Consider the following 12,721-nt stretch of genomic DNA (forward strand, 5'->3'; position numbering starts at 1 on the left):
TGTTCTCGCCTCTGGAGGACCGTGCACGCCCTCCCTTAAGCCATGCCCGCGCGCGCACAAGGAGGACCGCCACGTGAGCCAGTACGTGACCAGGCTCGGTCGCCGCTCACCGGCGGCACCCAGCAGGCTCCGGCTCCCCGGCACACACCGGCGGCCACGCCGGGTGGCCATGCTGAGCGTGCACACGTCCCCGCTGCACCAGCCGGGGACGGGCGACGCCGGCGGCATGAACGTCTACATCGTGGAGCTGGCCAAGCGCCTCGCGGCGATCAACATCGAGGTCGAGATCTTCACGCGCTCGACGACGGGCGCGCTGCCGCCCGCCGTCGAACTGGCCCCGGGCGTCCTCGTACGTCATGTGGACGCGGGACCGTACGAAGGCCTGGCCAAGGAGGAGCTGCCCGCCCAGCTCTGCGCCTTCACGCACGGCGTCATGCAGGCGTGGGCGGGCCACCGCCCCGGCCATTACGACCTGGTCCACTCGCACTACTGGCTCAGCGGCCACGTCGGCTGGCTGGCCGCCGAGCGCTGGGGCGTGCCGCTGGTGCACGCCATGCACACGATGGCCAAGGTCAAGAACGCGGCGCTCGCGGTCGGCGACACCCCGGAGCCCGCGGCGCGCGTGATCGGCGAGACGCAGATCGTCCGCGCGGCCGACCGCCTGATCGCCAACACCTCCGAAGAGGCCGACGAGCTCGTACGTCACTACGAGGCGGAGGCGGGCAAGGTCGCCGTCGTCCACCCCGGCGTGAACCTCGACCGCTTCCGCCCCGCCGACGGCCGCGCGGCGGCCCGGCACCGCCTGGGCCTCCCGCAGGACGCGCTCGTGCCGCTCTTCGCGGGCCGCATCCAGCCCCTGAAGGCCCCGGACGTCCTGCTGCGCGCGGTCGCGGTCCTCCTGGACCAGCGCCCCGAGCTCCGCTCGAACATCGTCGTCCCCGTGGTGGGCGGCCCGAGCGGCAGCGGGCTCGCGAAGCCCGAGGGCCTGCAGAAGCTGGCCGCAAGGCTGGGCATCGCGGACGTGGTCCGCTTCCAGCCGCCGGTGGGCCAGGAGCAGCTCGCGGACTGGTTCAGGGCGGCCTCGGTCCTGGTGATGCCCTCGTACAGCGAGTCCTTCGGCCTGGTCGCCATAGAGGCGCAGGCGGCGGGCACTCCCGTCCTCGCGGCGTCGGTGGGCGGCCTGCCGGTCGCCGTACGCGACGGGGAGACGGGCTTCCTGATCGACGGCCACGAACCGGCCCACTACGCGCGCGTGCTGCGCGATTTCGCCGAGAACCCCCACCTCGTGGACCGCATGGGCGGAGCCGCCGCCCGGCATGCGGAATCCTTCGGCTGGGACACGGCCGCGTCCGCCACGGCGGACGTGTACACGGCCGCCGTGCATGAGCACAGGCGTCGCGTACGCTCGCATCATGGCTGATGAGGCGGGCGCGGCGGAGATCATCGAGGGGACGCTGGCGGAGGCGGACCTGGAGTGGGAGAACCCGGAGCCGGGCTCGTACGTGGTGACGCTGCCCGGAACGCGCAAGCTGTCGACGACGCTCTCCCTGAAGGTCGGCAAGCACGCCCTGACGCTGATGGCGTTCGTGATCCGCCACCCCGACGAGAACGACGCCGCGGTCCACCGCTGGCTCCTGGAGCGGAACCTCCGCCTGTACGGCGTGAGTTACGCGATCGACTCCCTCGGCGACATCTACCTCACCGCCAAGCTCCCGCTCTCGGCGGTCACCCCGGACGAGCTGGACCGGCTGCTCGGCTCGGTCCTGGAGAACGCGGACGGCTCCTTCAATACGCTCCTTGAGCTGGGTTTCGCTTCGGCGATCCGCAAGGAGTACGCGTGGCGGGTGTCGCGCGGAGAGTCCACGCGCAACCTCGACGCGTTCACTCACCTGACTCAGCCTGAGGGCTGAACTCGCCCTTCCAAGAGGCCCCGTAGGACGTCTTCCCCGTAGAGGGTGCCCATGGCATGCTCGCGCCCATCGCAGACATGAATGGCGTTCACATCCATGGAAGGTGGCGGCGGGCATGGGCATGGAACACCCCACGAGACGTGGCGTACTGGGCGGTGCGATAACGGTGGCGGCGGTCGCCGTGACCGGCGGGGCAGCAAGCGCGGGGACGGGTGAAACCCCCGCCCTCTGGCGGGAGTTCAAGGCAACCCCGTACACGCACCCCCAGATCCCCTACATCGCCCGAGCGGGCGCCCGCTCCGGCGCCCGCCGCCTGCCCCGCCCCAAAGTGGTCGCGAACGTAAGGGACTACGGAGCGCGGCCGGACGGCACGACGGACGCGGCCCCCGCGATCAACCGGGCCCTTGCGGAAGCGGGGGCGAGGGGCGGCGGCACGGTCGTCATCCCGCCCGGCAGGTACCGCGTCGACGACGTCATCCGCATCGCCCACGACAACGTGGTGCTCCGCGGGGCGGGCAGCACCCGCACCACACTCCACGCGACGAAGAACCTCACGGAACTGATCGGCCCGTACGGCTCCCGCTACGGCGGGGACAAGTCGAGCTGGTCCTGGGCGGGCGGCCTCATCTGGCTCTGCCCGCAGTCCCGTTGGGAGACACTGACGACGGCGATCAAGGCGAAGGCGTGGCCCTTCGAGGGCTGGACGGGCAACAAGCGGGACGAGTGGCAGACCCTCACCACGACCGCCCCCGCGAGACGGGGCGACCGCACCCTCAGGGTCACGGACACCTCCCGCCTCCACCCGGGAGACCTGGTGCTGCTGCGCCTGGCGGACGACGCGGACCACACGCTCCTGGAGCACATGGCGGGCGGGGGCGAGGGCCCGGAGGCGTATGTGTGGGACGACAAGACCAAGCTCACGTCGTACGTCCCGTACGAGTGGCCGGTGCGCATCACGTCACTGAAGAAGAACACGGTCACTCTGGAACGCCCGCTCCCTCTCGACGTACGCGAGGAGTGGGACCCGCGCCTGACGACGCACGCGAAGGCACTGACGGGAGCGGGAGTCGAGGCACTGACCCTGGAGGCGGTTCAGACCCCTCAGTCCCCCCACCTCCTGGACAAGGGCTACAACGGAGTCACCTTCCAGTGCGCGTACGACTGCTGGGCGGACGACATCGTGGTCCGGCACGTGGACAACGGCTTCGGCCTGGTGGCGGCCTCGGCCTGCACCCTGCGGCGCACGCGGGTGACGGGCCGGGGCGCGCACCACCCCTACTTCTGCCGGGAGGGCTCGCACGACAACCTCGTCGAGGACTTCAGGATCGACGAGCGCACGGTCCCGGCGCCCTCGGGCACCCAGCTCCACGGCATCAACGTGGAGGGCCTGTCCTCCTACAACGTCTGGTCCCGAGGCGTCATGGAGATGGGCACGTTCGACAGCCACAGGGGCATGCCCTTCGCGAATGTCCGCACGGACATCACCGTCGACAACAACGGCCGCCACGGCGGAGACGCGTCCGCGGGTCCGCTGTTCGGAGCGCGCTTCACGCACTGGAACATCCGCGTCACCAACGAGCGGGCGGGCCTGATGAAGATCGACGGCCTGGCGCCGTACAGCGCCACGGTCGGCATCAACGAGGTCAGGGAGTTCGACCAGACCGACGTACCGGACTTCTCCGGAGACCTGCACTCCCGCATCGAGCTCTACGGGACGACGGGTGTGGTGCGGCCGCGGAACCTGTACGAGGCACAGAGGGAGCTGTAGCCCTGGCAAGTCCGCCGATTGAGCCCCAGACGGGTGCTTTGCCGCCAAACCCGTCCAACTAGGTGCCCGCATCAGGCAGTTCGAGCTACACAGGAGAGCTGGGACGTTCTTGCCTGATGAGGGACCTGGTGGGGGATCCGGTGGGGGACCTGGTGAGGGGGCTTGCCACGTGGTGCTGACGATCGATCTCGCGGTTCTGCTGGCTGTCGTCGTCTTCTTGCTGTGGCGCAGACGAGTGAAGCCCCGGACCCGGCTCGACACGGGCATGACCATGGCCGTGGTCCTGGTCTTCGGGGTGCTGATCGCTCCGACGGCCTTCGGGCACTGGATCCTGGGCACCGTGGGCGAAGTCGCGCAGGGGATCTCGGACGCGGGCAGTCCGTGAGCCCCGGCCCGGGCCAGTACGGTGCTTCTCTGCGGCGCAGCTGAACCCGCCCGCGGACGCCGACAGGACGCGGAGAAGAACACCGGATGAGCGCACGTTTCGAAGAGATCGACTGGCGGGCGACTCCCATGGGCGAGATCAGCCTGCGGCGCCGGCGGGACCCGGCATCGGGGGAGGACGTCTACGAGGTGAAGCTGGACGACGAGTACCTGATGTCCAGCCTCTTCACCGCGGGAGAGGTCGAGCTGACCCGGCTCGGCCTCGCGGCGCTGCCCGATGGCCCGCTCGATGTCGCGGTGGGCGGACTGGGCCTCGGGTACACGGCCAGGGCCGCGCTCGACGATCCGCGGGTGCGCTCGCTGATCGTGGTCGACGCCCTGGCCGAGGTGATCGACTGGCACCGGCGCGGACTCGTACCGCTGGGCGCGGGCCTGGCGTCGGACCCCCGCTGCCGGCTCGTCCGCGGGGACTTCTTCGCGATGGCCGCGGGGGGCGCGGCGGCGGGCGGCCCGGTGCCCGCGGACGGGGTGAAGGCGGCCGACGGCTCCGACGAGGTCCCGCACGGCCTGGACCCCGAGACGCCCGGCCGCCGCTTCCACGCGATCCTGCTGGACGTCGACCACTCACCACGCCACGTGCTGCACCCCGGCCACGCGGCGCTGTACCGCCCGGCCGGCCTGACGGCCCTGGCCGAACTGCTGCACCCCGGGGGCGTGTTCGCCCTGTGGTCGAACGACCCGCCGGACGAGGAGTTCGGCGCGGTGCTCGCGGAGGTCTTCACGGAGACCGCCGCGCACGTGGTCGACTTCGCCAATCCGCTCCAGGGCGGGACGGCGACGAACACGGTCTACGTCGCCCGCAGGCGCGAAGGCTGAGACCACCCGGCAGCAGCCGCCCCCAGCAGGCAAAAGCCCCCTACCCGCGGCGAAACCGCAGGCAGGGGGCTCAGTGAACCCAACAGATGAGTGGGTTACTTCTTCTTGCCCTGATTCTTGACCGCCTCGATGGCCGCCTTCGCCGCGTCCGGGTCGAGGTACGTGCCCCCGGCCTTCACGGGCTTGAAGTCCGCGTCCAGCTCGTAGGCCAGCGGGATGCCCGTCGGGATGTTCAGGCCCGCGATGTCCTCGTCCGAGACGCCGTCCAGGTGCTTGACCAGGGCGCGCAGCGAGTTGCCGTGGGCCGCGACCAGGACCGTCTTGCCCGTCAGGAGGTCCGGGACGATGCCGTCGAACCAGTACGGGAGCATGCGGACGACGACGTCCTTGAGGCACTCCGTCTGGGGGCGCAGCTCGGGCGGGAGCGTCGCGTAGCGCGGGTCCTCGAACTGGGAGTACTCCGCGTCGCGGTCGAGCGCCGGCGGCGGGGTGTCGTACGAGCGGCGCCAGAGCATGAACTGCTCCTCGCCGAACTCGGCGAGCGTCTGCGCCTTGTCCTTGCCCTGAAGGGCGCCGTAGTGGCGCTCGTTCAGGCGCCAGCTGCGGTGGACCGGGATCCAGAGGCGGTCGGCGGACTCCAGCGAGAGCTGCGCGGTGCGGATCGCGCGCTTCTGGAGGGACGTGTGGACCACGTCGGGGAGCAGGCCGGCGTCCTTGAGCAGCTCGCCGCCGCGCGTCGCCTCCTTCTCGCCCTTCGCGGTGAGGTTGACGTCCACCCAGCCGGTGAACAGGTTCTTCTCGTTCCACTCGCTCTCGCCGTGGCGGAGGAGGATCAGCTTGTACGGTGCGTCGGCCATGCCCCTGAGCGTAATCGAACCGCCGGGTGCCTCGCGCGTCCGCCCGGACCCCGGACAGAGTGGCCGCGGGCACGGCGACAGTTGACGGTTTCTGCTAATCCACTGGCTCTTCCGGGGCTCGGGATCGTAATGTGCACTCGTCGCTAGAGACGCTTACATACCGCTGGTGACGCTTACACATCTGCCTGATCCTGTGGGGGACCCCGATGCCACTCGCCGCCCTGAGACGTGCCGCCAAGGAGTCCGTCTCCGGCCTTCCCCGCGAGTTCTGGTGGCTGTGGACCAGCACCCTCGTCAACCGCCTCGGCGCCTTCGTCGCCACCTTCATGGCGCTCTATCTGACCCTGGACCGCGGCTACTCCGCGACGTACGCCGGTCTCGTCGCCGCCCTGCACGGCCTCGGCGGCGTCATCTCCTCGCTGGGCGCCGGTGTCATGACGGACCGGCTCGGGCGGCGGCCCACCCTCCTCATCGCCCAGGCCTCCACCGCCCTCTCCGTCGCCCTCCTCGGCTTCATGAAGGACCCCCTGGCCATCGCGGCCGTCGCCTTCCTCGTCGGCATGGCGAGCAACGCGTCCCGGCCCGCCGTCCAGGCGATGATGGCCGACATCGTCCGCCCCGAGGACCGGGTCCGTGCCTTCTCGCTCAACTACTGGGCCATCAACCTCGGCTTCGCCATCTCGTCGGCCGGAGCCGGATTCATCGCCGAGTTCAGCTACCTCGCCGGGTTCCTCATCGAAGCCGTGATGACCATGGTCTGCGCCGTCGTCGTCTTCGCGAAGCTGCCGGAGTCGCGGCCCGTGCGCACCGCCCTGGAGAAGGAGTCGGAGCCGGACGTCGGCCTCGGGACCGTCCTGCGCGACGGGCGCTTCATGGGCGTCGTCGGTCTGTCCTTCCTCATCGCGCTGATCTTCATGCAGGGCTCCGTGGGGCTGCCCGTCGCCATGGGTGAGGCCGGGTTCACGCCCGCCGACTACGGCATGGCCATCGCCGTCAACGGCGTACTGATCGTCGCCCTCCAGATCCCCGTCACGCGCTTCATCGAACACCGCGACCCACAACGCCTGTTGGTCATCTCCGCGCTGCTCGCCGGATACGGCTTCGGGCTGACCGCCTTCGCCGGGTCCATCGGCGTCTTCGCCCTCACCGTGTGCGTCTGGACCCTGGCCGAGATCATCAACGCCCCCACGCAGACGGGCCTCGTCGTCCGGCTCTCGCCGACCCACGGCAGGGGTCGCTACCAGGGCATGTACACCCTGTCGTGGTCCGTCGCCGCGCTCGTCGCCCCCCTGATGTCCGGCTTCGTCATCGACCGCTTCGGGGCCCGGTGGCTCTGGGGCATCTGCGCGGTCATCGGAACGGTCGCCGCCCTCGGCTACTGGTCGCTGATGCGCGGGCTGCCCGAGGAGGAGACGGCGGGCGGCGTGCTGCCGACGCCCACCGTCCCCGCACCCGACGCGGTCGCCGACCGCGTGCCTGGCGTCACCGGGTGAACCGGTGTCACCGGGTGAAGTTGAGGTACTTCCAGGACCCGTGCGTCGTCGAGTTCACGTTGTCGCCCGAGGTCCCGTTGACGTACGAAGCACGCATGCGGGCGCGGATGCCCGACTCACCGGGAGCCTCGACGCGCACGGCGGACGTGCCGTCGGCGCCGAGCCTGAAGTACTCGGACGCGCCCGCCGAGCGCCACCGGCCGTCCACGCGCACCTGCATCTCGAAGCGGTGCTTGCGGCCCTTGTAGTACGACATCGTCGTGTTCAGGACCGGGTCGGTGTTCTTGTGGAAGTAGCGGTACGTCGTCGAGCCGATCTTCCCCGTCTTGTAGTGCCCGGCGACCGACGCGGAGACCTTGACCTTGGCGTACGCCGTCGACGTGGCCTTCTTGGACGCGTAACGGGCGTCACCGGCGAAGACCGCGGTGACCTTCGTGTCGCGCTTCATGTCGACGGTCGCCGACACGTCGCCGCGGGCGTTCACGGCGCCCTTCTTGATCAGCTTGTTGGGCTTGTCCGAGCCGTAGGGGTCGGCCCAGATCTCGACCGTGCGGTTCTTGTACGTGGTGCCGAGGTGCGCGGTGAAGGAGACGTCGGCGCCGTAGGAGTAGACGTTGCCGTTCTTGTTCAGCGTCAGCTTGGTCGCGCTCCGCGAGACCTCCACCGCGTCCGACCCGGAGGCCGCGGCGTGCGTGGCGTCGCCCGCGTACGTGACCTTGTACGCCACCTTGCCGCCGGCGGGCGGGGTGTCGTCGAAGGAGAAGGAGCCGTCCGCCCTGGTCTTCACCGCGGGCAGCTTCTTGCCGTTCGGGGTCTCGATGTCCGAGCGCGTGACGGTCAGTTCGGTCCCGGCGGGCAGCGGCGCCGCCGCGTCGGTGAGCTTGCCGGTGACGGTGAGGGACTTGGCGCGCGTCCCCTTCTCGGGGGCCGCGACCGTGAGCTCCGGCAGCGACTTGTCCGGCTCGGTCAGGACCCGCAGGGAGAAGACGCCCTCGCTGTTCTCGGAGACCGCGAAGAGCCGGCTGCCGTCCGGCGCCCAGGCGAGGCCGCCCTCGGCCAGGGTGTCGGCGCCGCTGCTGTTGCCGGTGTTCGGGAACTCGTACTCCCGCACCTTGGACCACTTGCCCTGCTGGTAGATGTGCACGTCGGGCCCGTACCAGGAGGAGGTGCCCGCCGCCACGGTGCCGTCCGGGGCGATGTCCACGGCGGCGCCGTAGTCGCCGGAGTTGTAGCGGCCGATGGGGGACAGGTCCTCGGTGGAGTACACCGGGTGGTAGTACGGGGCGCCGCTGGCCGTGACGATCTGGGTCCCGTCGGGGGAGACCGCGATGTCGTCGAAGAAGGCGCCGTCCACCGACTTGGTGACCTTCAGCTCCGGCTTCGGTCCCGACACGTCGTACACGGTCAGCTCGCCGGTGCTGATGTCCTTCTCGCCGGCCACCAAGACCCCGGAGTCGGGGTCGGAGCCGAGCTCGGGCGCGGCGTAGAAGCTCGCCTCGCCGTCCTGCCCGAGCGCGACGACGGGTTCGGCGCCGGAGAGGTCGAGCGAGCCGATGCCGCCCCCGCCGGACCCGTAGCCGAACCACAGCTTGCCGCTCGCCATCGCCAGGGTGCGCGGCTTCTCGGCGCCGTCGAGCTTGTGGCTCGCGCTCTGGGCGTACGTGGACGTGTCCACGGCGACGATGCGGTTGAGCCCGGCCACCGCCGCGTACACCTGCCCGGAGTCGGGCGAGAGGGCCAGGCCGTCGACGTCCGGCAGCCCGTCCAGGGTCGCCTTGACCGCGCCCGCGTAGTCCGTGACGACGATCTTGCCTTCGACCGGGTCGGAGACGTAGACGCGCTGGTGGGCGCCGTCCACGAGGACGTCGGCCGCCGACTTCACGGCCAGGAGGTGCGCCGAGTCCGCTGCCGCGGGTCCTGCCGTCGCGGCGACCAGGGCCGCGGAACTGAAGAGGACCGCGAGAGCTGTCGCGGTGGAAATGGTGCGTGTACGTGTGCGTGTGCGGCTGTGTGTGCGCACGGTATGTGACCCCCCACATAAGAAGAACCCAGGTCAGGCAACCCGGGCCTCGAACCCCCCGTTACGGCGCCATCACAGTAAGGCATTTCCGTGAAGGTTGTGGAGAGAGTTTCGTGAGTGAGTTGTGGGGTGCCGGGGCGGCGCTGCGGGCCCGCCGAACGCGCGCGTGCGCCGTTGGTGCGCCCCTTCCCGGTGGGCATGGAACGGGCATCAGGCAGTACGCCTTCGAGGAGGAGACCCATGGCTGAGTCCCCGATGACCGAACCCGTCCCCGAGCAGCCGGCCGATACGCCAGGTCTGCCCGCCCTCGTGCTCCTCGGCGCCTGCGGCTGCGGCTCGGGCTGCGGCTGCGGCTGCCAGTCGGGCGGACCGTGCCAGTGCGGTGGCTGCTGCGGCTGAGGCATCCAGCGCTACGGGGTGTGCCCTGCCCCGCCACAACGGGGTGTGCCCCGCACCGATGGTGCGGGGCACACCCCGTCTCGCACACAGGCCGACCGCTGCGGGACTCAGGCCCCCTCCACCGGCGTCCCCGTCGTCTGGATCTCGTCCGCGTGCTCGCCGGTGACCAGGTAGACGACCCTCTTCGCCACCGAGACCGCGTGGTCCGCGAAGCGCTCGTAGTAGCGGCCCAGGAGCGTCACGTCCACGGCCGTCTCGATGCCGTGCTTCCAGCGGTCGTCCATCAGGTGCTGGAAGAGCGTCCGGTGCAGCAGGTCCATCTCGTCGTCGTCCTGCTCCAGCTGGAGCGCCAGGTCGACGTCCTTCGTGATGATGACCTCCGCCGCCTTGGCCATGAGGCGCTGCGCCAGCTGCCCCATCTCCAGGATGGTCGCGTGCAGGTCGTGCGGAACGGCCGACGCGGGGAAGCGCAGCCGGGCCAGCTTGGCGACGTGCTGGGCGAGGTCGCCCGAGCGCTCGAGGTCGGCGCTCATCCGCAGCGAGGTGACGACGATGCGCAGGTCGGTGGCGACCGGCTGCTGCCGCGCGAGCAGGGCTATCGCGCGCGCCTCCAGCTCGTGCTGGAGATCGTCGACCTTCTGGTCGGCGGCGATCACGCTCTCCGCCAGCTTCAGATCGGCGTCGAGCATGGCCGTCGTGGCGCGCCCGATCGCGGACCCGACCAGACGGGCCATCTCGACCAGGCCCTCGCCGATCGAGTCAAGTTCCTCGTGGTACGCGTCCCGCATGTGGATGTCCCTCTCTAGTACGTCCCGGGGGGTGACCCCCACGCTCCCACGGTGCGGGTCGGACGCGTCCGTTTCCGACATCCCGAATGAACCACCCCTGTCACCGAGGTGAACTGTGGGCGACGCGTGGCACGCTCCCGGGAGCCGCGCCGACGAGGACCGGAGTAACCCGTTCAGCGGAAGTGAACCACCACCGTCCCCTCGGTGAACTCTGGGCGACGAGTGTTCGAGTGCGCACCCGTATGGCTGTGGTCCGTGCGTAAAGGGCGCATAACCTGGAGCCATGGACGTGAACGCGGCGGTCGCCGCAGCGGCAGCGATCGCCGGGGTGTGCACCGGCGTCATCGCCATGCTGGCGTTCCGCTGGAGCGAGCGCGACCTGAAACGCCCCACCCGGACCTCCCTGCACACAGACCCCGTACTGCCGCCGGGCGTCGACACGGTTCTCTCCGTGCTCCGCTCGTCCGCCGTCGTCCTCGACGAGGCGGACAGCGTCGTCAAGGCCAGCTCGGCCGCGTACGCGCTCGGCTTGGTCCGCGGCGGCAAGCTCGCCGTGGAACCCATGCTCCAGATGGCGCGCGACACCCGGCGCGACGGCGAGATACGCCAGGTAGAGCTCGACCTGCCGCGCCGCGGGACAGGCCGGGGCGAGGCCCTCGCCGTCTCCGCACGCGTGGCCCCCCTCGGCTCCCGCCTGGTCCTGCTCCTGGTGGAGGACCTCACCGAGGCCCGCCGCATCGAGGCCGTACGACGCGACTTCGTCGCGAACGTGAGCCATGAGCTCAAGACCCCGGTGGGGGCGCTCTCCCTTCTCTCCGAGGCCGTCATGGACGCCTCGGACGATCCCGAGGCCGTCGAGCGCTTCGCGGGCCGCATGCAGATCGAGGCCACGCGCCTGACCAACCTCGTCCAGGAACTCATCGACCTCTCCCGGGTCCAGAACGACGACCCCTTGGAGGACGCCGAACCCGTCCGTGTCGATGAACTGGTGGCGGAGGCGATCGACCGCAGCCGTCACCAGGCCTCCCACAAGCAGATCACCATGGCCGCGGGCGGCACCGCCGACCTGCAGATATGGGGCAACCGCGGCCAGCTCGCGGCGGCACTCGGCAACCTCGTCGAGAACGCCGTGAACTACTCGCCCGCACGCACCCGCGTGGGCATCGCCGCCCGCCGGGTCACCGCACCGGGCGGAGACCTCATCGAGGTGGCCGTCACCGACCAGGGGATCGGCATCTCCGACAAGGACAAGGAGCGCATCTTCGAGCGCTTCTACCGAGTGGACCCGGCGCGCTCCCGCGCCACCGGCGGCACCGGCCTAGGCCTCGCCATCGTCAAACACGTGGCCGCCTCGCACGGCGGGGAGGTCACCGTGTGGAGCTCCGAGGGACAGGGCTCCACCTTCACCCTGCGGCTGCCCGAAGCAGCCGTGAACCGCGACCGCGGATCCGGTCACGGCGGGGTCGGCAGCGAAGCCGACACCGCACGGCCCGACGAGACCACTGCGTACGAACCCATTCCTGCCCCGGAGGTCCTTCCGTGACCCGAGTGCTCGTCGTCGAGGACGAGGAATCCTTCAGCGACGCCCTGTCCTACATGCTCCGCAAAGAGGGCTTCGAGGTCGCCATCGCGGCCACCGGCCCGGACGGACTGGACGAGTTCGAGCGCAACGGCGCCGACCTCGTCCTGCTCGACCTGATGCTGCCGGGCCTGCCCGGCACGGAGGTCTGCCGCCAGCTGCGCAGCCGTTCCAACGTCCCGGTGATCATGGTCACCGCCAAGGACAGCGAGATCGACAAGGTGGTCGGCCTGGAAATAGGAGCCGACGACTACGTCACGAAGCCGTTCTCGTCCCGCGAGCTCGTGGCCCGCATCCGCGCGGTCCTGCGCCGCCGCGGCGAGCCCGAGGAGGTCGCACCGCAGGCCCTGGAGGCGGGCCCGGTCCGCATGGACGTGGACCGCCACGTGGTGACGGTCTCCGGCTCCAAGGTCGACCTGCCCCTCAAGGAGTTCGACCTCCTGGAGATGCTCCTGCGCAACGCGGGCCGCGTCCTGACCCGCATGCAGCTCATCGACCGCGTCTGGGGCGCGGACTACGTGGGCGACACCAAGACCCTGGACGTCCACGTCAAGCGCCTGCGCGCCAAGATTGAACCGGACCCGGGGGCGCCGCGCTACCTGGTGACGGTGCGGGGTCTGGGCTACAAGTTCGAGCCGTAAACCGCA

General features: G+C 70.4%; 12 protein-coding genes. 9 read left to right on the forward strand and 3 right to left on the reverse strand.

Translation table 11 applies throughout. The features are described from left to right. The first annotated feature begins 73 nt into the window (after positions 1 to 73). The 5 genes from mshA (at position 74) to ABZ833_RS21370 (ending at position 4,938) form a co-directional block, all read left to right on the forward strand. Positions 74 to 1,420: a D-inositol-3-phosphate glycosyltransferase gene (mshA, locus tag ABZ833_RS21350; protein ID WP_361048920.1), complete on the forward strand. Its 1,347-nt coding sequence runs from the start codon at positions 74 to 76 to the stop codon at positions 1,418 to 1,420. Further along, positions 1,413 to 1,910, forward strand: a complete 498-nt coding sequence (locus ABZ833_RS21355; RefSeq protein WP_361048922.1) for a YbjN domain-containing protein — start codon at positions 1,413 to 1,415, stop codon at positions 1,908 to 1,910. The genes mshA and ABZ833_RS21355 overlap by 8 nt, the downstream gene beginning before the upstream one ends. A gap of 115 nt (positions 1,911 to 2,025) precedes the next feature. Next, the gene (locus tag ABZ833_RS21360; protein WP_361048924.1) at positions 2,026 to 3,678 is read left to right on the forward strand and encodes a glycoside hydrolase family 55 protein; all 1,653 of its coding nucleotides are present in this window, start codon (positions 2,026 to 2,028) and stop codon (positions 3,676 to 3,678) included. Between the two features lie 169 nt (positions 3,679 to 3,847). Further along, a complete protein-coding gene (locus ABZ833_RS21365) occupies positions 3,848 to 4,063 on the forward strand; it encodes a hypothetical protein (RefSeq protein WP_361048926.1) in 216 nt (71 codons plus the stop codon). An 86-nt stretch (positions 4,064 to 4,149) separates the two neighbouring features. Next, positions 4,150 to 4,938: a spermidine synthase gene (locus tag ABZ833_RS21370; RefSeq protein WP_361048928.1), complete on the forward strand. Its 789-nt coding sequence runs from the start codon at positions 4,150 to 4,152 to the stop codon at positions 4,936 to 4,938. A gap of 95 nt (positions 4,939 to 5,033) precedes the next feature. Here ABZ833_RS21370 and ABZ833_RS21375 read toward each other — a convergent pair whose 3' ends face one another. Further along, positions 5,034 to 5,795, reverse strand: coding sequence for a phosphoglyceromutase (locus tag ABZ833_RS21375; RefSeq protein ID WP_249589156.1), 762 nt, complete (start codon positions 5,793 to 5,795; stop codon positions 5,034 to 5,036). A gap of 206 nt (positions 5,796 to 6,001) precedes the next feature. Here ABZ833_RS21375 and ABZ833_RS21380 point away from each other — a divergent pair, with 206 nt between their 5' ends. After that, positions 6,002 to 7,288, forward strand: a complete 1,287-nt coding sequence (locus tag ABZ833_RS21380; protein WP_361048930.1) for an MFS transporter — start codon at positions 6,002 to 6,004, stop codon at positions 7,286 to 7,288. A 7-nt stretch (positions 7,289 to 7,295) separates the two neighbouring features. Here the strand turns inward: ABZ833_RS21380 and ABZ833_RS21385 are convergent, their stop codons facing one another. Continuing rightward, positions 7,296 to 9,308 carry an Ig-like domain repeat protein gene (locus tag ABZ833_RS21385; RefSeq protein WP_361048932.1) on the reverse strand — a complete coding sequence of 671 codons (2,013 nt, stop codon included), beginning with the start codon at positions 9,306 to 9,308 and terminating at the stop codon, positions 7,296 to 7,298. Positions 9,309 to 9,548: 240 nt separating this feature from the next. Here ABZ833_RS21385 and ABZ833_RS21390 point away from each other — a divergent pair, with 240 nt between their 5' ends. Further along, a complete protein-coding gene (locus ABZ833_RS21390; RefSeq protein WP_249589159.1) occupies positions 9,549 to 9,707 on the forward strand; it encodes a hypothetical protein in 159 nt (52 codons plus the stop codon). A gap of 107 nt (positions 9,708 to 9,814) precedes the next feature. Here ABZ833_RS21390 and phoU read toward each other — a convergent pair whose 3' ends face one another. Beyond that, positions 9,815 to 10,495 (reverse strand): phosphate signaling complex protein PhoU, encoded by a 681-nt coding sequence (gene phoU, locus ABZ833_RS21395; protein ID WP_361049644.1) that lies wholly within the window; start codon positions 10,493 to 10,495, stop codon positions 9,815 to 9,817. A gap of 283 nt (positions 10,496 to 10,778) precedes the next feature. Between phoU and ABZ833_RS21400 the strand changes: the two genes are divergently transcribed. Together ABZ833_RS21400 and ABZ833_RS21405 are read left to right on the forward strand one after the other, a co-directional pair. Continuing rightward, entirely contained in the window at positions 10,779 to 12,038 is a 1,260-nt protein-coding gene (locus ABZ833_RS21400) for an ATP-binding protein (protein WP_361048934.1), read from the forward strand. Beyond that, positions 12,035 to 12,715: a response regulator transcription factor gene (locus ABZ833_RS21405; RefSeq protein WP_030362171.1), complete on the forward strand. Its 681-nt coding sequence runs from the start codon at positions 12,035 to 12,037 to the stop codon at positions 12,713 to 12,715. Before ABZ833_RS21400 ends, ABZ833_RS21405 begins: the two co-directional genes overlap by 4 nt. Positions 12,716 to 12,721: the final 6 nt, after the last annotated feature.

The organism is Streptomyces sp. NPDC047525 (assembly GCF_040643025.1).
Classification (GTDB): Bacteria; Actinomycetota; Actinomycetes; order Streptomycetales; family Streptomycetaceae; genus Streptomyces; species Streptomyces durmitorensis.

What these genes read in the sequence shown, in the direction of transcription:
- ABZ833_RS21370 (WP_361048928.1), top strand. Translation starts at nt 4,150, where the DNA reads ATGAGCGCACGTTTCGAAGAGATCGACTGGCGGGCGACTCCCATGGGC.
- ABZ833_RS21390 (WP_249589159.1), top strand. Translation starts at nt 9,549, where the DNA reads ATGGCTGAGTCCCCGATGACCGAACCCGTCCCCGAGCAGCCGGCCGAT.
- phoU (WP_361049644.1), bottom strand. Translation starts at nt 10,495, where the DNA reads ATGCGGGACGCGTACCACGAGGAACTTGACTCGATCGGCGAGGGCCTG.
- ABZ833_RS21400 (WP_361048934.1), top strand. Translation starts at nt 10,779, where the DNA reads ATGGACGTGAACGCGGCGGTCGCCGCAGCGGCAGCGATCGCCGGGGTG.
- ABZ833_RS21375 (WP_249589156.1), bottom strand. Translation starts at nt 5,795, where the DNA reads ATGGCCGACGCACCGTACAAGCTGATCCTCCTCCGCCACGGCGAGAGC.
- ABZ833_RS21360 (WP_361048924.1), top strand. Translation starts at nt 2,026, where the DNA reads ATGGGCATGGAACACCCCACGAGACGTGGCGTACTGGGCGGTGCGATA.
- ABZ833_RS21355 (WP_361048922.1), top strand. Translation starts at nt 1,413, where the DNA reads ATGGCTGATGAGGCGGGCGCGGCGGAGATCATCGAGGGGACGCTGGCG.
- ABZ833_RS21380 (WP_361048930.1), top strand. Translation starts at nt 6,002, where the DNA reads ATGCCACTCGCCGCCCTGAGACGTGCCGCCAAGGAGTCCGTCTCCGGC.